The sequence below is a fragment of the Algibacter sp. L3A6 genome, from assembly GCF_009796825.1.
In the GTDB taxonomy this organism is placed as follows: Bacteria; Bacteroidota; Bacteroidia; order Flavobacteriales; family Flavobacteriaceae; genus Algibacter.
On record NZ_CP047030.1, the window covers coordinates 2,672,299 to 2,694,073 of the forward strand.

At 33.0% G+C, this 21,775-nt stretch carries 19 protein-coding genes and 1 riboswitch; of the genes, 11 read left to right on the top strand and 8 right to left on the bottom strand.

The window, feature by feature from the left end:
• Window positions 1–86: 86 nt before the first annotated feature.
• On the top strand, window positions 87–998 hold the full coding sequence (locus GQR98_RS11305) for a TolB family protein (protein WP_159019591.1): 912 nt from the start codon (window positions 87–89) through the stop codon (window positions 996–998).
• Window positions 999–1,045: 47 nt separating this feature from the next.
• Entirely contained in the window at window positions 1,046–1,750 is a 705-nt protein-coding gene (locus GQR98_RS11310; protein ID WP_159019592.1) for a lysoplasmalogenase family protein, read from the top strand.
• Here GQR98_RS11310 and GQR98_RS11315 read toward each other — a convergent pair.
• Complete coding sequence (locus GQR98_RS11315; protein ID WP_233268001.1) at window positions 1,747–3,378, bottom strand: ABC transporter substrate-binding protein; 1,632 nt, start codon at window positions 3,376–3,378, stop codon at window positions 1,747–1,749. The genes GQR98_RS11310 and GQR98_RS11315 overlap by 4 nt on opposite strands.
• 89 nt (window positions 3,379–3,467) lie before the next feature.
• On the opposite strand from GQR98_RS11315, the gene mtaB reads away from it, so the two are divergent.
• Window positions 3,468–4,796, top strand: coding sequence for a tRNA (N(6)-L-threonylcarbamoyladenosine(37)-C(2))-methylthiotransferase MtaB (mtaB, locus tag GQR98_RS11320; protein ID WP_159019594.1), 1,329 nt, complete (start codon window positions 3,468–3,470; stop codon window positions 4,794–4,796).
• Between the two features lie 124 nt (window positions 4,797–4,920).
• Window positions 4,921–5,316 (top strand): hypothetical protein, encoded by a 396-nt coding sequence (locus GQR98_RS11325; RefSeq protein ID WP_159019595.1) that lies wholly within the window; start codon window positions 4,921–4,923, stop codon window positions 5,314–5,316.
• Between the two features lie 77 nt (window positions 5,317–5,393).
• On the opposite strand, the gene GQR98_RS11330 is transcribed toward GQR98_RS11325, so the two are convergent.
• Window positions 5,394–5,690 (bottom strand): N-acetyltransferase, encoded by a 297-nt coding sequence (locus GQR98_RS11330; protein WP_042495776.1) that lies wholly within the window; start codon window positions 5,688–5,690, stop codon window positions 5,394–5,396.
• 122 nt (window positions 5,691–5,812) lie between these two features.
• Between GQR98_RS11330 and GQR98_RS11335 the strand changes: the two genes are divergently transcribed.
• Both GQR98_RS11335 and GQR98_RS11340 read left to right on the top strand, forming a co-directional pair.
• Window positions 5,813–6,478 (top strand): alpha/beta hydrolase, encoded by a 666-nt coding sequence (locus GQR98_RS11335; RefSeq protein WP_159019596.1) that lies wholly within the window; start codon window positions 5,813–5,815, stop codon window positions 6,476–6,478.
• 36 nt (window positions 6,479–6,514) lie between these two features.
• Window positions 6,515–7,435 carry a lytic transglycosylase domain-containing protein gene (locus tag GQR98_RS11340; protein WP_159019597.1) on the top strand — a complete coding sequence of 307 codons (921 nt, stop codon included), beginning with the start codon at window positions 6,515–6,517 and terminating at the stop codon, window positions 7,433–7,435.
• A gap of 76 nt (window positions 7,436–7,511) precedes the next feature.
• Here the strand turns inward: GQR98_RS11340 and GQR98_RS11345 are convergent, their stop codons facing one another.
• Entirely contained in the window at window positions 7,512–8,087 is a 576-nt protein-coding gene (locus GQR98_RS11345) for a DUF2892 domain-containing protein (RefSeq protein WP_159019598.1), read from the bottom strand.
• A gap of 292 nt (window positions 8,088–8,379) precedes the next feature.
• Between GQR98_RS11345 and rpmH the strand changes: the two genes are divergently transcribed.
• The 4 genes from rpmH (at window position 8,380) to GQR98_RS11365 (ending at window position 14,176) form a co-directional block, all read left to right on the top strand.
• Window positions 8,380–8,541: a 50S ribosomal protein L34 gene (gene rpmH, locus GQR98_RS11350; RefSeq protein WP_042495769.1), complete on the top strand. Its 162-nt coding sequence runs from the start codon at window positions 8,380–8,382 to the stop codon at window positions 8,539–8,541.
• Window positions 8,542–8,653: 112 nt separating this feature from the next.
• Window positions 8,654–11,506, top strand: coding sequence for a carbamoyl-phosphate synthase large subunit (gene carB, locus GQR98_RS11355; protein ID WP_159019599.1), 2,853 nt, complete (start codon window positions 8,654–8,656; stop codon window positions 11,504–11,506).
• Between the two features lie 131 nt (window positions 11,507–11,637).
• Entirely contained in the window at window positions 11,638–13,197 is a 1,560-nt protein-coding gene (locus tag GQR98_RS11360; protein ID WP_159019600.1) for a glycerol-3-phosphate dehydrogenase/oxidase, read from the top strand.
• A 175-nt stretch (window positions 13,198–13,372) separates the two neighbouring features.
• Window positions 13,373–14,176, top strand: a complete 804-nt coding sequence (locus tag GQR98_RS11365) for an SHOCT domain-containing protein (protein WP_159019601.1) — start codon at window positions 13,373–13,375, stop codon at window positions 14,174–14,176.
• A gap of 102 nt (window positions 14,177–14,278) precedes the next feature.
• Here GQR98_RS11365 and GQR98_RS11370 read toward each other — a convergent pair whose 3' ends face one another.
• The 5 genes from GQR98_RS11370 to GQR98_RS11390 form a co-directional block, all read right to left on the bottom strand.
• Window positions 14,279–14,815, bottom strand: a complete 537-nt coding sequence (locus tag GQR98_RS11370) for an acyl-CoA thioesterase (protein WP_159019602.1) — start codon at window positions 14,813–14,815, stop codon at window positions 14,279–14,281.
• Between the two features lie 185 nt (window positions 14,816–15,000).
• Window positions 15,001–16,359 carry a DNA recombination protein RmuC gene (rmuC, locus tag GQR98_RS11375; RefSeq protein WP_159019603.1) on the bottom strand — a complete coding sequence of 453 codons (1,359 nt, stop codon included), beginning with the start codon at window positions 16,357–16,359 and terminating at the stop codon, window positions 15,001–15,003.
• Between the two features lie 91 nt (window positions 16,360–16,450).
• On the bottom strand, window positions 16,451–17,245 hold the full coding sequence (locus GQR98_RS11380) for an ABC transporter ATP-binding protein (RefSeq protein ID WP_159019604.1): 795 nt from the start codon (window positions 17,243–17,245) through the stop codon (window positions 16,451–16,453).
• 46 nt (window positions 17,246–17,291) lie between these two features.
• Window positions 17,292–18,317 (bottom strand): FecCD family ABC transporter permease, encoded by a 1,026-nt coding sequence (locus GQR98_RS11385; protein ID WP_159019605.1) that lies wholly within the window; start codon window positions 18,315–18,317, stop codon window positions 17,292–17,294.
• Window positions 18,318–18,349: 32 nt separating this feature from the next.
• Complete coding sequence (locus GQR98_RS11390) at window positions 18,350–19,492, bottom strand: ABC transporter substrate-binding protein (protein WP_159019606.1); 1,143 nt, start codon at window positions 19,490–19,492, stop codon at window positions 18,350–18,352.
• 181 nt (window positions 19,493–19,673) lie between these two features.
• Window positions 19,674–19,892, top strand: a riboswitch (cobalamin riboswitch).
• A 29-nt stretch (window positions 19,893–19,921) separates the two neighbouring features.
• Here GQR98_RS11390 and GQR98_RS11395 point away from each other — a divergent pair.
• Window positions 19,922–21,769, top strand: coding sequence for a TonB-dependent receptor plug domain-containing protein (locus GQR98_RS11395; protein WP_159019607.1), 1,848 nt, complete (start codon window positions 19,922–19,924; stop codon window positions 21,767–21,769).
• The last annotated feature ends 6 nt before the right edge of the window (window positions 21,770–21,775 follow it).

Sequence of the window (21,775 nt, forward strand, 5' to 3'; positions counted from 1 at the left end):
TTGTGTTATAAAATAAACTGATGAAGTTTTTTTACAAGCTTTAAATAAATCAAGTATTTGTATATTTGTTTAAATGTCAGTTTTTTATGATGAAATTTATAGTATGTAGTTTTTTATTTTGTACAGCAATAGCTTTAGCTCAAAATGAAGCTTATGTTGTTGAAAATTTAAGTCTAAACAATGAAAATCCTCATTTTGGATTAATGCGCGTAGGTAACAATGTTATAATTACATCTTATCAACTCGATAAAAAAGGACGCGTAAAGCGCGTTCAGGGTCAGCCAAAACTAACAATATTTCAGGGAGAAATTAAAAATTCGGAGACAATCGAAAACTTGTCTACCGTTCAAATCGATCCCAAAGCAGGTGTGCCTCAAATTACTAGTGCAACATTATCTCAAGACGGTAGTCTTATTTATATTACTACAGTTTACACCAATAGAAATAAACCAGATGTTAGGTTTAAGGAAACTAACTTTCATTTAGAAGTAGGGGAGTTTAAGGCAGGTGTTGGTTTTACTAATTTTAAAGTATTACCATTCTGTAAGCCTCGGTTCTCTTATGCGCACCCAGCGTTAAGTCCCGATGGTAAAACTTTGTTTTTTACTGCAAATATCAAAGGAGGTAAAGCTACAACAAAAGGAGGTTCGGATATTTTTAAGGTCGATATTTTAGAGGGAAATACGTATAGTGAACCTGAGAATTTAGGATCCACAGTAAATTCTTATGGAAAAGAAATGTTTCCGTTTATAGCTAGTGATAATACATTGTATTTTTCGTCCAACAGGCCTAATGGCTTTGGTGGTTACGATTTATATAAATGTAAAATGAATGGAGATAGTACTTTTGAAAAAGCAGAGAAACTAGAAAAACCATTAAATAGTGTTAAGGACGATTTGTCTCTAATAATGAATACAAATAATACTTCTGGTTTTTTATCGTCCAAACGTCTTGGCGGAAAAGGTGACGATGATATCTATGTTTTTAAAATGAAATAAGTAGGGAATTGCCTATCTTGAAAAAAATAAGTCAACTAATATATTTTATGAATATTTTTTTTAAAAATATTTACTTGTTTTCTATAGTGTTTTTGGTTGCCGTGGTATTGGATAATTTGGTAAAGCAGAACTTAGATACATCCTTTCATCGTCATTTATCTAAGAGTTTAGTAACTGGGTTATTGTTGGTATACTATTTAGTAAACAAGAATGATAAAGTACCAAAATTAAAATCTAATGCCGTAATTATAGGGTTAGTTCTTTTTACTATTGGTGGGTGGTTTGGTACACTTATGAATAATAATCAAATATTTTTTTTTCTCTCTTTTGTTTTTTTTGTTGCTGGCAAGTTTTTCTATGCCTTGAGGTTAGCGAAAAATCATGATTTTAGCTTTAAGAGAATACTCTTTTTCTTGTTGTTTTTTAGTTTGTATATGTTCGTGCTTGTTAATGAGGTTTACGAAAAGTTAGGTGATCAACTTATAATAATCGTTATTTATTTTTTTATTTCTATAGTTTTATTAGCATTCGCTTTTGTTCGAAAGGAATTTGTTTGCTACAAGAGTTATATTTTGGTGTTTTTAGGCTTGTTATTTTTTGTGATATCGGAAAGTATGTTGGTTGTAAAACTCTACGGAAATAGTTTTGCCTTTGATGGTCCAACGCTTCTTGTTTTATATGAGTTGGGGCAATATCTTTTTATTATTGGTGTTTTAGAAGAAGTTTTAATTAAACCAGTTGAAATAGACTAAATATTTTCTTTTAATTTCTTCACCTGTTTTAATTCTAATAAGTTGATAGGGTTTATGCCTAAATGCTGAACGTTTTTCCTTGTAAATCGAACCACTTCATCATAAAACAAAGGAATAATTGGAGCTTCTTGCATAACTAATGAATCCATTTTAGAGTAAAGTTGTTCTCTGCTCTCTGGGTTAGTTTCAGTAAAAGCTTGTTCGTACCAAGAGTCAAATTTTGGATTTTGAAAGTGCGTGTAATTTGGTCCGTTTGGTGAAAAGTTTTTACTATAAAATAAAGATAAATAATTTTCACCATCAGGATAATCGGCAACCCAACTCGCTCTAAATAAATCTAATTTATTGTTGGCTTTAGCATCTTTTAAAGTAGCCGCAGGTATAACATCGATGTTTACTATAAGGCCTGTTTTTTGTAGTTCACGTTGTATATATTCACAAAAACTTAAATAGTTCCCAATAGTGGTAATTGTAATTTCTGGCTTTTGTTTACCTGTCTCGTTTTTATATTGTTCAACTAATTGTTTAGCTTTTTCCGGCTTATAGTTAAAACCCGTAGTAGCATTGTAACCTGGTAAACCTTTAGGTATAAAGCCGCCATTTGCAGGAATTCCAACACCGTTACGCAGGTAAATCATCATTTTTTTTCGATCGAAGCCGTAATTAATAGCTTGTCTCAATAATTTTGATTGCGTTTCCGAGGTTTCAGAATCTAAGTTAAATCCTAAATATTCGGTATTTAAATATGGGCCACGAATTAAACGCGATGTTTTTTGGTAAGAATCTCTTAATCTACCATCGGCTGTTAAAACTTCATCTTTGTATGAGGCATCTAAACCAGAAACAAAATCAATGTTTCCTTGTGCAAATTGCATAAATTCGCTTTGCTTATCAGGTAAAAAGGTGATTGCAACAGCTTCTAGGTAAGGTAAATTATTTCCGTTAAGGTCTTTTTCAAAATAATTATCATTTTTTCTAAAAACCAACTTTACATTTTCCTCCCAGCGTTTAAATTTAAAAGGACCTGTTCCAATAGGGTGTGCTCTAAAATCAGAATTATAGAAATCTACAATTTCCTTAGGTACAACTGAGCAGTATTTCATGGTTAATAACCCTAGAAATGCAGGAAAAGGTTGTTTTAATTTTATTTGAAATGTAGTATCGTCAACCACGTTAAATTGGTCTACTTTATTCAAAATCCAACTTCCGGGAGACGCAATTTGTTTGTCTAATAATCGGTTTAAGCTATAAGCAACATCTGTAGCAACAACGGTTCTTGTGGAGTCTTTGCCAAATAGTTCGTGTTTGTGAAAATAAACATCGTTTCTAAGGCTGAAGTTGTATGTTTTAGCATCTTCAGAAATAGTCCAACTTTTAGCAATACAAGGTATAACTTTTAAGTTGTTATCCATTTGTACTAAACCATTAAATAGTTGGTTGGTAGCCCAAATATCTGCAATATCTTTGGAGAAAGCAGGATCTAGAGAGCCTATATTTTTATGTTCATTATATCTAAAAACAAGGTGGTCTTTGGCTGTATTTGTATCGCTTTCGCATGAAAAAAAAAATAAAACAACGCAACTAATTGAGAGATAGTTTATTATTTGACTAGTAACATGTTTTATCATATAACTTATTAATTGTAAATTTGCAGACTTTTTAAATGTAAAGATAATTTTAAAAAGATATTGAAACAAGCAGAGGATAACAAAATATAATGAATAAAAAAGTCGCATTTTATACTTTAGGTTGTAAACTTAATTTTTCCGAAACATCAACTATAGCTAGAAACTTTGATGATGAGGGGTTTAGTCGCGTAGATTTTTCTGAAAAGGCAGATATTTACGTAATTAACACCTGTTCGGTAACCGAAAATGCAGACAAACGTTTCAAAACTATTGTTAAGCAAGCCCAAAAATCTAATCCAGATGCTTTTGTTGCTGCGGTAGGGTGTTATGCACAATTAAAACCTCAGGAACTAGCCGATGTAAACGGAGTAGACTTGGTGCTTGGAGCTACGGAGAAATTTAAAATAACAGATTATCTAAACGATTTATCTAAAAACGATTTTGGCGAAGTGCATTCTTGCGAAATCGAAGATGCCGATTTTTATGTAGGCTCTTATTCAATTGGAGATAGAACACGTGCTTTTCTGAAAGTTCAAGATGGTTGTGATTATAAATGTACATACTGCACTATTCCTTTAGCGCGCGGTATTTCTAGAAGTGATACTATGGAAGGCGTATTGAAAAACGCACGAGATATTTCAAAACAAAATATAAAAGAAATTGTTTTAACCGGTGTTAATATTGGTGATTACGGTAAGGGTGAATTTGGAAACAAAAAACACGAGCATACGTTTCTAGATTTAGTAACAGAATTAGATAAAGTAGAAGGTATCGAACGTTTGCGTATCTCGTCTATTGAACCTAATTTACTAAAGAATGATACCATTGATTTGGTTTCGAAATCTAGAGCTTTTGTACCACACTTTCATATTCCTCTACAATCTGGTAGTAATGAAATTCTTAAAAAAATGAAACGCCGTTACATGCGTGAACTTTATGTAGATCGTGTTTCTAAAATAAAAGAAGTTATGCCTCACGCCTGTATTGGTGTGGATGTTATTGTTGGGTTTCCGGGTGAAACTGATGAGCATTTTCTAGAAACTTATAATTTTTTAACCGAGTTAGATATTTCATATTTACACGTGTTTACATATTCGGAGCGCGATAATACCGAAGCTGCAGAAATGGACGGTATTGTACCCGGTAATGTACGTAGTAAACGTAGTAAAATGTTACGTGGTTTATCGGTTAAAAAGCGTCGTGCATTTTACGAAAGTCAATTAGAAACAACAAGAACTGTTTTGTTTGAAAGTGAAAATAAAAGCGGTTATATTCATGGTTTTACAGAAAATTATGTAAAAGTAAAAACGCCATGGAACCCAGAATTAGTAAATACTTTACATGCGGTAAATCTTACGAAAATTGATGATGATGGCTTAGTGCGTTTCGATTTTGTTAAGCAAGATAGCGTTGCTTAAGAACTGCTTTTTCATCTTGCATTGGTTTATTTGAGTTTAATCGATTTTATTTTGCTAAATGTTGTTTGCTGATGTAAGTTTACATCAAGTGTTTTCGGTATAAAGTATCGAGATTTAATTAATTATGAAAAGAAACTTAAAATTATTAACTTCTCTCTTAGTTATTTTTCTGTTCATGTCTTGTTCTAGTGACAATGATGATAACGATGAAGATTCTATTTTATTAGGAGTTTGGCAAACCAGTGAGGTTAGCACAGAAGCTACAACTACATTTACATTAGTTTTTGGAGACAATAATACCGGATTGAGTATTTATGCTATCGAAACGAATACAGGTGAAGAGACCTCAAGTTTAGAGCCTTTTAATTGGGAGCTAAATGGTAAAGTGGTTACGCTTTTAGATATCGATGCCTCTGGAAATAGTTATGAAATAAATGATGACGGACAACTTGAGTTAACTGGTTCTGCAGGCGTGGTTGTTCTGGATAAAATATCTAATGATTATTCTGATTATTATTGATATTCAGTATAAAATATAAAACATAAAAAAATCCGAAGCTTTGCTTCGGATTTTTTGTTTTTAAGTTATTTCTAAAATTAGATTCTTACGCCTACTGGTAGCATGCGCTTGTACTTTCTGTTGCTTCTAACAAATTTTGCTATTTCTGGGCAAGTAGGCATCACGCTTAAGTTGCGTTCAGCTATTTGATCAAATACAGCAGATAAAAAATCTTTACTAAAATTTTCGTCCGTTATGCTTTCTGGAATAAAAAGTTTTGTTAAAAAAATCTTTCGTTCTTGTAGAGAATATTCGATTATGGCCATTTGGTCATCGATTTTAATTTCAAATTGACGTAAAAAATCGTTGTCAATCAATTCAGCAGCTTCAACCATATCATAAAATTTTTAAAATTATTTGCAAACTTGAAATAGTGAGAACTATTTTTGTATAAGTTTGTCGTGCAAAAGTACGAAAAAAAAACGTTATATTATAGTTAAATAGAAGTTAATCCCTTATGCATCAAGAGCTAATACATGTTTACCTCATGCCAGGAATGGCTGCTAGTCCGTTAATTTTTGAAAACATAAAATTACCAGAAGAAACCTTTCAAATTCATTTATTAGAATGGATGATACCCGTTGAAAATGAATCGCTTAGTGATTATGCTTTGCGAATGACTAGGCATATAAAACACAACAACATTGTTTTACTGGGCGTCTCTTTTGGAGGTGTTTTAGTACAAGAAATGGCTAAGCATATAAAAACGAGGAAATTAATTATAGCATCGAGTGTTAAATCTATGCACGAATTACCAAAGCGTATGCTGTTGGCTAAAACAACAAAGGCGTATAAGTTGGTGCCAACACAATTGGCTTCAAATATAGATGTGTTCGAAAAATATGCGGTAGGTAATGTGGTTAAAAAACGCATTGAGCTTTATCAAAAATACCTTTCGGTTAATGATAGTCGTTATTTATCTTGGGCTATAGAGCAAATGGTTTGTTGGGGGCAAGAAGAGGCTCCAAAAGATATAGTACATATCCATGGTGATGCCGATGGGGTTTTTCCTATTAAGAATATAAAAAACTGTATGGTTGTTAAAAACGGAACACATATTGCGATTATAAATAAGTATAAATGGTTTAACGAAAATTTACCAAAAATTATATTAGAAAATTAAATAAAAAACTTACATTTAAAATAAAAAGAAGTAAAAATGAAAATAGTACAGAAAACCTTAGCTTTAGTAGGCTTATTAAGCTTATGCGCCTTGTTTATTAATGCTTTTCAAGAAGCTCCTACCGATGAGAATTTTGAAACCAAATTAATAAACGATTATAATGTTTACGCGTTGCAAGTTCCAGAAAAATTAGATTTTGCAGGGGAGCCAATGCCACTTGATAATCCAGATATTTTAGAACGTATGGATAGAGAGTTGTTAGTAAACACGTATTGGCAATCTAATGGTTTATTAATGTTTAAGCGCTCTAAAAAGTACTTCCCAATTATAGAGCCTATTTTGGCAAAGCATGGTGTACCAGACGATTTTAAATATTTAGCTGTTATAGAAAGTGGTTTAACCAATGCCGTATCTCCAGCAGGGGCAAGAGGGTTTTGGCAAATTATGCCTGCAACAGGTAGAGAAAATGGTTTAGAAGTAAACAATAATGTTGATGAGCGTTACAATTTAGAAATGGCTACAGAAGTAGCCTGTAGATATTTGTTAAGAGCGAAAGAACAATTAGGATCTTGGACGTTAGCAGCTGCCGCTTATAATGCTGGAAATGCAGGTGTTTCTAGGCGTTTAAAAGAACAAAATGTAAGTGAGTATTACGATTTACTCTTAGGCGAAGAAACAGGGCGTTATATGTTTAGAATTGTAGCTTTAAAAGAAATTTTATCTAACCCAGACACATATGGTTTCAATTTTAGAGATAAAGATTTATACAAGCCTGTACCAACTTACAAAGTAGAGGTAGATACAGCAGTAACAGATTTTACTAAGTTTGCCGAAAACTATGGTATCAACTACAAAATATTAAAGTTACATAACCCTTGGTTACGTGAACCACACTTAAACAATAGATCTAGAAAGCAATATTATATCGATATTCCTGAAGAAGGATATTATAACTAGTCGGTAGTAGATATCAATCAAAAAGCCAATACTTTTAAAAGTATTGGCTTTTTGATTATGGAGTATTTAAATAATGTTATCCTCTACGTTTTTGAGATCTTACAGAACCTCCAGCACCATAATGTTGCGTTGGTCCAACTGCACGTTTCATGTTATCCTTCATCATTTTTATCTGGTCGGTTAACATCCCTTGTTTATCAAGTTTTGTTGCTTCAGTAAGTAATTTTTGAGCTTCTATTTTTCTTCGTTTAGAAAAAGCAATACCAGCCAAGTTTAATTTAGCCATCGCTAAATCGTGATCCATAGATAAACCAAGAGAAATTGCTTTTTTAAAGTATTTCTCAGCATCATTCATGTTAGATTGCGATACCATAATACCATGCAAATAGTTATAGTAACCTTGTTGTTTTTTTACTAACGCCGTTTCTGGGTTTTTGATTTTGTTTAACCATTTTGTTGCACCTTCAAAATCTTGTTTTCTTAATTTTAAAAAGGCTAATAAAATAAATTCATTCTTAAAGTATAAGAAAATGAAAATTAGCGATAGTAAAATAAGCATAATGCCATTACCTATATTACTTTCAGTAAATTGATAAACTGCAAAAGCAATAAGACCTGCAGCGATAATAAGTTTTATAATTTTATTGTACATGGTTGAGTTTTGGTATGAAACTAGAAGAAAATATCCTTCTACTTAACTAATATTTGTGCAAAGAAACTAAATTTTTATGAAAAACAAATGAAACCTTTATCATAAAAAAGACTAACGAAGTCAAATATATTGCGGTGTTATCTATGTTTTTGTTCAGAATAAAAATAATATAACTTTTTTTCTAATAACATTTGTCAAAGTGAAAAGTCTTCGTATATTTGCCGTCAGTTTTGGGGAACACTCAGAGCTATAGATTTAAAAAAATACAATTCAGTTTTAAAGATACAAGATAATGAGTAAAAGAACTTTTCAGCCTTCTAAGAGAAAAAGAAGAAACAAACACGGTTTTAGAGAAAGAATGGCTTCTGCCAATGGTAGAAAGGTATTAGCACGTAGAAGAGCTAAAGGAAGAAAAAAATTATCTGTTTCTACTGAAACTAGACATAAGAAATAAATGATTAACAATTGTTGATAAATTAAAGGTGTTACTTAAGTGTAATGCCTTTTTTTATGTCAACTGATTACTATTTTTGCAATTCATTAAGCTACAATAAATAACGAGTAAAATGCCAAAAAATTCAAAACTAAAATCGATATTAATTATTGGCTCAGGACCAATTGTAATTGGACAAGCCTGCGAATTTGATTATTCAGGAACTCAAGCGTTACGTTCGCTAAGAGAAGAAGGGATAGAAACAATTCTAATCAATTCCAACCCAGCAACTATCATGACCGATCCATCTATGGCCGATCATGTTTATTTACTTCCGTTGACTACGAAATCTTTAATTCAGATTTTAAAAGATCATCCTCAAATTGATGCGGTTTTACCAACAATGGGTGGGCAAACGGCTTTAAATTTATGTATTCAAGCTGATGAAAAAGGAATTTGGAAAGATTTTGGTGTAGACATTATTGGTGTTAATATTGATGCCATTAATATTACTGAAGATAGAGAGAAGTTTAGACATTTGATGTTGGATATTGGTATTCCAATGGCACCACAAGCAACAGCAACTTCATTCTTAAAAGGTAAAGAAATTGCTCAAGAATTTGGTTTCCCTTTAATTATTAGAGCATCCTTTACTTTAGGTGGAGCAGGTGCTTCTTTTGTATATAAAGAAGAAGATTTTGATGAATTATTAACACGCGGATTAGAGATTTCTCCAATTCATGAGGTTATGATTGATAAAGCCTTAATAGGTTGGAAAGAGTATGAGTTAGAGTTGCTTAGAGATTCTAATGATAACGTTGTTATTATTTGTTCTATCGAAAATATGGATCCTATTGGTATTCATACAGGAGATTCTATAACGGTTGCTCCGGCAATGACATTAAGCGACAAAACCTTCCAGAAAATGCGTGATATGGCTATCCATATGATGCGTAATATTGGTGATTTTGCAGGTGGATGTAACGTACAGTTTGCTATTTCTCCAGATGAGAAAGAAGATATTATCGCTATTGAAATTAACCCACGTGTATCTCGTTCTTCAGCATTAGCGAGTAAAGCAACAGGTTATCCAATTGCTAAAATTGCAGCAAAATTAGCTTTAGGATATCATTTAGATGAATTAAAAAATCAAATTACTAAATCTACATCGGCACTTTTTGAGCCAACATTAGATTATGTAATTGTAAAAATACCACGTTGGAACTTTGATAAATTCGAAGGATCCGATAGAACTTTAGGACTTCAAATGAAATCTGTAGGTGAGGTTATGGGTATCGGGCGTTCTTTTCAAGAAGCTTTACACAAAGCAACACAATCTCTAGAGATTAAAAGAAACGGTTTAGGTGCCGATGGTAAAGAAAACAAAAACTACGAGCAAATAATTGAAAAATTAACTTATGCTTCTTGGGATCGTGTCTTTATTATTTATGATGCTATCGAAATGGGAATTCCGTTAAGCAGAATTCACGAAATCACTAAAATTGATATGTGGTTCTTAAAGCAATATGAAGAGCTTCATATGCTTAAGAACGAAATTTCTACCTTCAAAATAGATACCATTCAAAAGGATTTATTATTAGAAGCTAAACAAAAAGGATACGGTGACCGTCAAATAGCGCACATGTTGGGTTGTTTAGAAAGTCAAGTATATAATAAACGTGAAGAACTTGGTGTAAACCGTGTTTACAAATTAGTAGATACTTGTGCTGCTGAGTTTGAAGCGAAAACACCTTATTACTATTCAACTTTTGAAAGTGATATGGAAACTGCAGATGGTAATCGTTATGCAGATAACGAAAGTGTTGTTACAGATAAGAAAAAAGTAATTGTTTTAGGGTCTGGACCAAACAGAATTGGTCAAGGTATCGAGTTTGATTACTGTTGTGTGCATGGTGTTTTAGCTGCAGCTGAATGTGGTTACGAAACCATCATGATTAACTGTAATCCAGAAACGGTTTCTACCGATTTTGATACAGCCGATAAATTATACTTCGAGCCGGTATTCTGGGAACATATTTACGATATTATTAAGCATGAAAAACCAGAAGGTGTAATTGTTCAGTTAGGTGGTCAAACCGCATTAAAACTAGCAGAAAAATTAACGAAATATGGTGTTAAGATATTAGGAACGAGTTTTGAAGCTTTAGATTTAGCTGAAGATCGCGGACTGTTCTCAAACATGCTTAAAGAAAATAATATTCCTTATCCAGAATTCGATATCGCAACAACGGCTGATGAAGCGGCTGCGATTGCAGATGTTTTAGACTTCCCAATATTAGTGCGTCCATCGTACGTTCTTGGAGGTCAGGGTATGAAAATTGTAATTAATAAGGAAGAGCTTGAAAAGCACGTTGTAGATTTATTAAGCAGAATGCCAGGTAACCAATTACTTCTAGATCATTATTTAGATGGTGCTATCGAGGCTGAAGCTGATGCTATTTGCGATGGAGAAGATGTGTACATCATCGGAATCATGGAGCATATCGAACCTTGTGGAATTCACTCAGGAGATAGTAACTCACTACTACCACCTTTTAACTTAGGTGATTTAGTAATGGAGCAAATAAAAGATCACACTAAAAAAATTGCTTTAGCACTTAATACAGTTGGGTTAATCAATATCCAATTCGCGATAAAAGATGATACGGTTTATATTATTGAAGCCAACCCGAGAGCTTCTAGAACAGTACCATTTATTGCAAAAGCATACGGAGAGCCTTATGTAAATTATGCAACTAAAGTAATGTTAGGCGAAAAGAAAGTTAAAGACTTTAATTTCAATCCCAAACTAGAAGGTTACGCTATTAAGCAACCAGTATTTTCTTTTGATAAGTTCCATAATGTAAATAAGAAACTAGGACCAGAAATGAAGAGTACGGGAGAGAGTATCTTATTTATCGATAGTTTAAAAGATGATGCTTTTTACGATTTATATTCAAGACGTAAAATGTACTTAAGCAAATAATAACAAGTCAAATTATATTAAAAACCTCGCAATTATGCGGGGTTTTTTGTTTTTAAACCTATTCTAGTTGGTTGTAATTTTATTAACTTCGTTTGTAACTAATAGCCCTCATAAAAATAAAGTAAGTCTAGATGAACAGAGAAGACATGATGTATAAGTTAAGGAACGATTCTAAAACTTACGATTTTATAATTATAGGCGGCGGAGCAACCGGAATAGGGATTGCTTTAGAGGCTTCGGCACGAGGTTACTCGGTAGTGTTATTAGAAAAATCAGATTTTACAAAATCAACATCAAGTAAAGCCACCAAGTTAATGCATGGCGGCGTAAGATATTTAGAGCAAGGCGATATTGCTTTAGTGCGAGAAGCTGTTGTGGAGCGTGGGTTAATGTTGCGTAATGCACCTCATGTCGTAAAAATTCAATCGTTTATTATTCCAACACACGGCTGGTACGATGAAATTTTATACACTATTGGTTTAACGGTTTACGATTTATTAGCAGGAAAACTGAGTTTAGGACGGTCTAAACATATTTCAAAGTCAGAAACCTTAGAACGTATTTCTTTAATTAATCCGAAGAAAATTTCCGCGGGTGTTGTTTATTACGATGGTCAGTTCGATGATTCACGATTGGCTATAAATACGCTTCAAAGTGCTTCAGAAATGGGAGCTATTGTTCTTAATTATTGTGCTGTAAATGCTTTGGTTAAAAATGAAAAGGGCGATGTAACGGGTGTTGAAGTTCAGGATGAAGAATCTGGAGATGTATTCGAAATAAAAGGTAAACAAGTTGTTAATGCTACCGGTGTTTTTGCAGATGATGTGTTACAAATGGATGCTCCCGGTTCTAGAAAAACAATTGCTCCTAGCCAAGGTGTGCATTTAATATTAGATAAATCGTTTTTGCCAGGAAATGATGCGATTACTATTCCGAAAACAGATGATGGTCGCGTACTCTTTTTAGTGCCTTGGCATAATAAAGTTATTATTGGAACAACAGATACTCCAGTAGAACGCGGAGTTTTGGAACCCATAGCTTTCGACGAGGAGATTGAATTTATTTTAAATACGGCAAGTCGTTACTTAACTAAAGCACCTAAAAGAAGTGATGTATTAAGTGTCTTCGCTGGTTTACGACCATTGGCGGCCCCTAAACGAGAAGGCAATAAAACCAAAGAGATTTCTAGAAGTCATAAAATTTACACATCAAAATCTGGGCTTTTAACTATGGTTGGTGGTAAATGGACCACTTTTAGAAAAATGGGCGAAGATTTAGTGAATAAAGCAGAAAAAAATCATAAATGGGAGCATAAACCTTCAAAAACCAGAGATTTAAAAATACATGGTTATAAACAAGATGTGAATTTTGATAATCCTTTGTATTTCTACGGAAGTGATGAAGCAGCACTTCTTGAGTTATCTAAACAAAACGGATGGGATAAATCTATAAGTACTTCTATGTCTGTAATACAAGCTCAAGTGATTTGGGCTGTAAGGTATGAAATGGCCAGGAAAGTAGAAGATTTTCTAGCGCGTAGAGTACGTTGCCAATTGCTAGATGCTAAAGAAAGCATCAAAATGGCTCCTGAAGTGGCTCAAATAATGGGAGAATTACTTGGAAAAGATAAGGCTTGGGAAATAGAACAAATAGCAGAATACAAAAAAATAACTTCAAATTACATGCTATAAAAATAGATTTTTCACCTAGAATATGACACTACTGTTAAGAAAGAAACTTCTTTCTTCTCCAATGTAAAATAAAAGCTAAACTTCTGTATAAAAGAAGGTTATTGGTGTTACTATAGATTACCTTTACCGCAAAATTGTTAAGTTAACAATTTGAACTAAAAAGAGAATATATATTATGAATTCAATATTCACAGATGCTAGCTTTCAGAATATGACGAATGTAGCAAACCGTTATGGAGTGAGCACTAATGCCGTAACAGATTTAACGCAAGCCCTTATGCGAAGTAACGGTACAATGGCTCAATTTAATATTTCCGAATTAGGCGGCGGAGGCCAGTGGATGCAAGGTGGCATGACCATGGTAGGCGATATGTTTAACAATCAGCTTAAATCTACGGTAGATGGTCTGTGTGTTGAATTATCTAATTTAATAAATCAAGGTGGTATACAATATAAGCCGTTACCGAAAGTAGAAAACCAAAACGGATTTCAATCTGGATCTGGTAACTGGTGGGGTAATTTAGGTTTTCCTAATTCTACAGGAAGCCAAAACGGAACGAGCTATGCTATTTTTTCTAATATTGGACGTTTAGCGATTCAACAAAACGGAAAAGTAACAGTGTTTGATACTTTAGACAACCAAATTGGAGGTGTAGGGCAACAACAAGGCGGGAATTATTCTGTGACGTTTACAAGTCAATATGGTACGGTAGATTTGAGCACGTTACCAATTGTGTCGGGTGAAGATAATAGACCTAAACCAGCACCGGTGAATAATAACATTATTCAAAATGAGCCAGAGCCTATATTTGTAGAGCAAGCACCTGTAAATACAAATAATAATAGTTACAATAACAATAGCGCTTTAGAGGAAGATATTTTTATGAAAATAGAAAAATTGGCAGATCTAAAAAAGAAAGATATACTTTCGGTTGAAGAGTTTGAAAATAAGAAAGCCGAATTATTAAGTCGATTATAATAAGGGGCTTATAAAATTAAAAAAGTTCAATTAACTGAAAAGTGTTTTATTCAGTTAATTGAACTTTTTTTATGTCTTGAATTTATAAAAGAAGATATCTTCCTATAAATTTACTTGTACGTTTTGAGTTTTTACAAAATCGATATGTTCTTCAATTTTAAAATCTGAAGAATTAAATCGTGATGATCTTTTTCTAGCTTGATCTTGCCTTACAATACTACGCGCAAAACGTCTAACGCCTTGTTCGTTATCTAAAATTAAACCAGGAACCGGTACGTTATTTCCATCTTCATCCTTAGCAACCATTGTAAAATACGATGAGTTACAATGTTTAACTTCTCCTGTTTGAATGTTTTCCGATTCTACACGCAAGCCAATAACCATAGAAGTTCGTCCTGTGTAATTAACAGAGGCTTTAAGCGTCACTAATTGCCCTACTTCAATGGGGTTTAAGAAATCTACTTTGTTTACAGAAGCCGTTACACAATAGTGTCTAGAGTGTTTAGAAGCACAGGCAAATGCAATTTGATCCATTAAATATAAAATATGTCCACCATGAATCTTTCCACTAAAATTAGAGTGGGAAGGAAGCATTAATTCTGTAATTGAAACTTGAGATTCTTCTGGATGCTTAAACATAAAATTTTAGTCGTTTAGTTTTAAATAATACTTTGAAATATATTCTAAAATAAAAATATATTAAACGTAATCTATAAAGGTATTTAATTTTTAGGAAGTTTTATAAAAATCTACTTTTAAAAAATGATTTTCGTAGCTATCGTTTTACTAAGCTAATAATATATCAATGCGTTACTGCTAGAAATCTAATCTAAGTCGTCTTCTTGAGCACGTTTAAGAATAGCTTCGGGCAATGCCTTTTTTGCTTTAGCACCCATTTTTTTAAGTTTTTCTACGCTAGTAATTATATTGCCTCGACCATCAACGAGTTTATTCATCGCTGATGAATAATCGGTTTTAGCGGCGTCAATTTTCTTTCCAACGTTGGTTAAATCTTTCACCAAACCTTCAAATTTATCATAAAGTGCGCCCGCTTGTCGTGCAATTTCGATAGCGTTTTGTTGTTGTTTTTCATTGTTCCACATGCTGTCAATGGTGCGTAATGTCGCCAATAAGGTCGATGGTGTAACAATAACAATGTTTTTCTCGAAGGCTTTGTTGTAAATCGAATTATCTTCATTAACAACCACTGCAAAAGCAGGTTCTATGGGAATAAAAAGAAGAACAAAATCTGGAGATTCAATATCATATAAATCTTGATAGTTTTTATCAGAAAGTTGATCGATATGGCGTTTTATAGAATTAACATGCGCTTTTAAAAATTGCGGCTGATCTTCTAGTTCTGCATTTACAAAACGTTCGTAATCGGTTAACGACACCTTACTATCAATAATCATTTTTTTACCATCCGGTAAGTTTAAAACCACATCGGGCAACACACGAGATCCGTCTTCTAAGGTAAAACTTTGTTGTACAAAATATTCACGATTTTTCTCTAACCCCGATTTTTCCAAAACACGTTCCAAAACCAATTCACCCCAGTTTCCTTGCATTTTGCTATCACCTTTTAAGGCGCGTGTTAGGTTGGTAGTTTCTTTCGTCATTTGTTGGTTTAAATCTTTTAAGCCTAACAATTGCTCTTTTAAAGCGGAATGCATACTAATACTTTCCTTTTGTGTTAAATCGACTTTTTGTTCAAAAACCTTAATTTTTTCTTGAAGCGGATTTAAAATATTAGTAATGTTTTCTTTATTTTGAAGTGTGAATTTCTCCGATTTTTCATCTAGTATTTTAGTAGCTAAAATTTCAAAATCTTTACGCAGTTGCTCTTGGCGTTCTTCTAACTCAGCATCACGCTTTAAGTTTAAGGCTTGTAGGTTTTCAAATTCGGTGTTTCTTCGGGCCAATTCAGCATTTAAAAAATCTTTTTCACGACGAATATTTTCACGGTCGTTTTCAATTTTAGAAATTGTTACTTTTTGTTCCTGTTTTTCGATTGCAGTATGTTGTTTAAAGGCTTCAAATTGTTGCTGTAAATTGCTATTACGTTCTTCTAAAGTGCTTTTTTCGCTCTTACTTTTAAGTTTAGTAAAAAGTATGCCTAAATAACCACCAATAACTGCCGATATTAGAATTGCTAGTATGAGGATGATGCTGTCGTTCATTTAATAATAGGGTATAGGTTCAAAGATAATTTTTTTAGTTTGAAGATTGAAGTTAAAAAAAGAAGCTTCAACTAAAATTTAATTTAGGTTTTTACTTCTTCACCCTAAAACTCCCCGTGTTTTTATCAAAAGCAATTAAATCTTTCGGGAAAAGAGTTTCAAAAACGCCTTGTTCTATAAGTTTACAAGGTTGATCGGAAACTACGATTCCGGCATTCATTACAATTAAAGTATCACAAAGTTGAATGGCTAAGTCTATTTCGTGAGAAGAAAACAGAATGGTTTTTCTCGTTTCTTTAGCGAGTCTTTGAAGTAATTTTAAAATATAAGCCTTGTGATACATATCGAGATGCGAGGTAGGCTCATCTAGAATAATTAAATCGGTATCTTGGGCTAAGGCGCGAGCAATCATAACTTTTTGAAGTTGACCGTCGCTTAATTCGAAGCATTTTTTATGTTGCAAATCTTCTATATTTGTTTGAAGAATAGCTTGGTTTACAATGTTTTTATCTTGCTCAGATAGATTACCAACCCAATTGGTATAAGGTTGTCTACCTAGCGCAATAAGTTCGAAAACAGATAAGTTTTTAGATGCTACTTTTTCGGTTAAAACCAAACTTAAAACTTTGGCTAAATCTAACGGATTGTAATCTGAAATAGACTTTTCATTAATAAAAACAGTTCCAGAAAGAGGTTTTTGGACGTGTGTTAAGGTGCGTAAAAGTGTCGATTTCCCGATGCCATTTGCACCAATAAGTCCGATTAATTCTCCTTTTTTTAATTCAACATTAACCTGAGATGCCACAACCGTTTTTGCCTTTTTTGAGGCATAACCAATAGATAAATCTTCGGTTTTTAAAATGATATGTGGATTTTGCTCTTTCATTATACAATATGGGTTTCCTGCTTTTATCTACTACTTTTTTATAATATTAAAATACCATACCACGTTTTCTAACCAGAAGCCAAATAACAACGGGTGCTCCAATTAAAGCGGTAATGGCATTGATAGGTAAGGTGTAATCGCTATTTGGTAATTGAGCAATACTATCGCAAACTAGCATAACAATTCCGCCCAGTAAAAATACGGCTGGCAATAATATTTTATGATTTGAAGTGTTAAATATTTGTCGTGTTAAATGCGGTATAGCTAAGCCTATAAATGCTATTGGTCCCGTAAAAGCGGTGATTGTACCGGCAAGTAAACTGGTAGCGATTATAATTATTAAACGACTTTTTTTAATATTCAAACCTAAGCTTTTTGCATAGTTTTCTCCTAAAAGTAGAGTGTTAAGCGATTTTATGGAGCATAGACTGGCTAATATTCCGAGTACATAAATAATTAAAAATATGGTGAGATCGCTCCACGATAAATTGCCTAAACTACCAAAACCCCAAAATACATATTGTTGTAATTGTTCTGCCGATCCAAAATAAGAAAGTACACTAACAATAGCAGCGGTAATACTGGCAAACATTAGGCCAATAATAAGTATGGCCATGGTATCTCGAACTCTAATAGAAACCATTAAAACGGCTAGTAAAACTAAAAAACTACCTAAACTCGCCGCAATTACAATGCCCCATTTGGATACAAATAGTGATGCTAAAACGCCTCCAAACACACCAGAACCTAAAATTACTAAAGCCACGCCTAAACTGGCTCCCGAGCTTATACCGAGAACAAATGGGCCTGCTAAGGGGTTTCTAAATAGTGTTTGCATCAATAAGCCAGAAATACCTAAACCCGAACCTACAATTATGGCGGTTATAGCTTTTGGTAAGCGGTAGTTTAAAATAATATGTTGCCAACTTTGTTGTTCTACATTGCTGTTTAGTAAACTATTAAAAACAGCTTTTAGCGGTATTGAAACAGAGCCTAAACTAATATTCACGAAAAAGCACAACACTAAAGTTAGTGCCAATGCTAGAAATGAATAGGTATAGGTTTTGCTCATTATTTGTGTTTAATAACTGTATGAAATATGGTTTACTCTAAAGGTTTAAAGAAAAAAAGATTGTAGTCTGTTAATAGTTCTGGGTGACAAATTTTTATCAAATCTTTCAATACTAAATCTGGACGGCTCATGCCTAATTCAAAATATAAAACGCCTCCTGTTGCGCCAGTTGTATTGTTTGTAGTGTAAATGTTTTTGTTTTTAAAAGCTTTAAATTCGGCATTGTGAGCGCTTGCATTTTTCAGTTTTTCTAGACTAGAATAATTGGATGGGCTTAACCAAATATCGGCATCTTGAGCTTTCATAAAAACAGATTCAAAATTAAGCTGTAAACTCCCTGTGCCTTTAGAATCGTTCCATAAATAATCGGTATTGGCATCTCTTAGTAATTGCGCCTCTGTACTTGTTCCGTTAGGTAAATACCAAATGTCATTATGCATGGCGCCACTTAAAATAGTAGGTCTATTTTTTACATTTTTAGCTAGTTTTTTAGCATTTAAGTATTCGGTTTCAATGCGGTTAAAAATAGAATCGGCTTCTTTTTCTTTGTTGAAAAGTACACCAAAAAACTTAATCCATTCTGCTTTTGCAAGTGGCGACTCTTCCACCCAATCTCCATTGAAAATCACGGGGATTCCTGCGCGCTCAATAAGGTCTAAAGAGCGGTTGTTACCATCGATACCAAAACCAACCACTAAATCGGGATTTAATTCTAAAAGCACTTCGGTGTTTATGCCTTCATTTTTGCCAAGCTCTCTAATAGTGCCACTATCAACTCTAGGTCTTATTTTTTCCGAAGAAATATATTTTGTACCTGGGAAACCTACCAAAGTTTGTTCTACGCCTAAAAGTTCTAAAGCCGGAAGGTGTGTGGTAGATGTTACCACAATTTTTTTAATGGGTAAGGAAATTGTGTTATCCGCTTGTCTGTCATCACCATAATTTGCTAAAACGTATTTAAAAGTAGTTTCGGCATTTGGCCATGGAGATTTAATTTCTAAAGTTTTGTACATGCCTAGATCTTTTATTGAAAAGCCTTTGGCGTATTTTAATTTTACTTCTTTTGCTACAAAAGCTTCTGTAGTACTTTCTTTCTCTTTTTTACAAGAAAAAAAGCCAATTAGAACAAAAAATAAAATAGACGATACGTACTTTTTTTGTAACAATAGTGACATTGATATGGGGTGGTTTTTTTAACTTTAGATAAAATTTCTATTATGAGAAACGGTTCAAATTTAACAATATATATAGTAGGAGGAATTATAATACTGCATTTTTTAATTGGTTTTATTTACCTTGTTTATAAATTGAACAAGAAAAAGTGAATTTCATTAGTCTGCATTTAAAAAAGAATCTACTTTTGCAAAGAATTTTGGTTTCATTCAGTACGTGCTGAATGAATTAAAAGGGAATCTAGTTAAAATCTAGGACTGTTCCCGCAACTGTAAGTTTTTATCGAAATATTTTCGGTACTTCTTTAGAAGATGTTATTAACTTCAAAACCACTGGTATTAACTGGGAAGGTAAGATAACATAAAATAAGTCAGGAGACCTGCCATTTTCATCATCTAAAACAACTCTCGGGTAAAGAGTTTTAAAGATTTATGAAGCAGATTTTTACATATTTAATTTTAGGTTTAGGCGTTTGTAGCGGTGTACAAGCACAGGTTGATGCTGTTCAAAAACTAGATGCTGTAATTTTAAGCGATAGTAAATTAAAAAACTATGCTGCTGGTATAAAAATTGAAAAACTTACCGACTCTGTTTTAAACAATAACGCCACATCTTTAACTAATTTATTGGCTTTTAACTCTAATATTTATTTTAAAGAAAATGGTGCCGGTATGGTGTCGTCGCCTTCTTTTAGAGGTACAACAGCGTCGCAAACAGCCGTAATTTGGAATGGAATTAATATTAATTCACAATTAAACGGCCAAACGGACTTTAATACCGTAAATACTTCAAATTATAGTTCTATAGATATTAGAAGTGGTGGTGGTAGCGTACAATATGGCAGTGGTTCTATTGGTGGTAGCATTCATTTAAATAATGATTTAAAATTTAGTAATCATGCTGAAACTCGCATAAAAACGGGTTATGGCAGTTTTAATTCTAAAAATTTAGGTGTTAATTCTTCCTTCGGAAGTGAAGCTTGGACGGCAAATATTGGAGTAGATTATGTAGACTCTGATAACGACTATAAATACCTTGGTACCGATAGTGTAAATGAAAACGGTGAGTTCCATAATTTAAACATGAATGTGAATTTGGGCGTTTTTATTTCCGATAAGGATATTTTAAAACTATACCACCAAAGTTATTTTGGCGAGCGTAATTTTTCTGGCACTCTAGTTGGGCCTTCTCGTAGCAAATATGAGGACGAAAACTTTAGATCTATGTTAGAATGGTCGAGAATTATTGGTAAATTTAGTTCACGATTAAAAGTGGTTCATTTACACGAAATGTTTAAATATTTCGAGAATAAGGATAAAGACAATTATAGTTTAGGAAAAGTAAATACATTATTAATTAATCATAGTTTTAATGTGAGTTTTAATGAGAAACTTCAATTTAAAACCATATTAGAATATTCAAATTCAAAAGGAAACGGAGATAGTTTTAAGGAACCGGTAAGAAACGTATTTTCTACAACAGCGTTGCTTAATCACGAACCTAATAACTCGATAAGTTATGGCGTTAACCTAAGACAAGATTTTACAACAGGAGGTGAGAGACCCTTTGTATTTTCAGTTGATGCTGGTTTTGATTTATTTGAACATTATCAGATTCAAATAAACGGTTCTAAAAACTACCGTATTCCTACTTTTAACGATTTGTATTGGCAACCAGGCGGAAATTTAGATCTGGTTCCAGAATCGTCTTACCAAATAGATTTAGGGCAAAACTTTAATTATCCTAATTTTAATGTAAAACTTAATGGCTATTATATCAATACTGAAGATATGATACAGTGGCAACCAAACAGTACTGGCCTATGGTCACCTATAAATATTGGAGAAGTAGCAAGTTATGGAGCCGAAGTAGAGATAAAATCGCATTACAACATTAATGAGCATCAATTTAATGTCTCTGGGCATTACTCTTACACTGTTTCTGAAGATTTAGAAACGAATAAACAACTTATTTATGTGCCGTTTCATAAAGGGAACTTAGCCTTGGCCTACAATTATAAGGCTGTTACAGTGTTTTATCAGCACATGTTTAATGGAGATGTTTTTACTACAGCAGATAATCTAGAAGGACGTTTTACTTCTTTAAACGGTTATGATGTGGGGAATATGGGTTGTAATTACACTTTTTTTAAGAACACAAAAAACGAACTAGAAATAGGGATTACTCTGAAAAATATATTTAATGAAGTTTACGAAAACGTAGCTTTTAGGCCTATGCCCAATAGAAATTTTAATATTCAAATCAACTATAAATTCTAATAAATT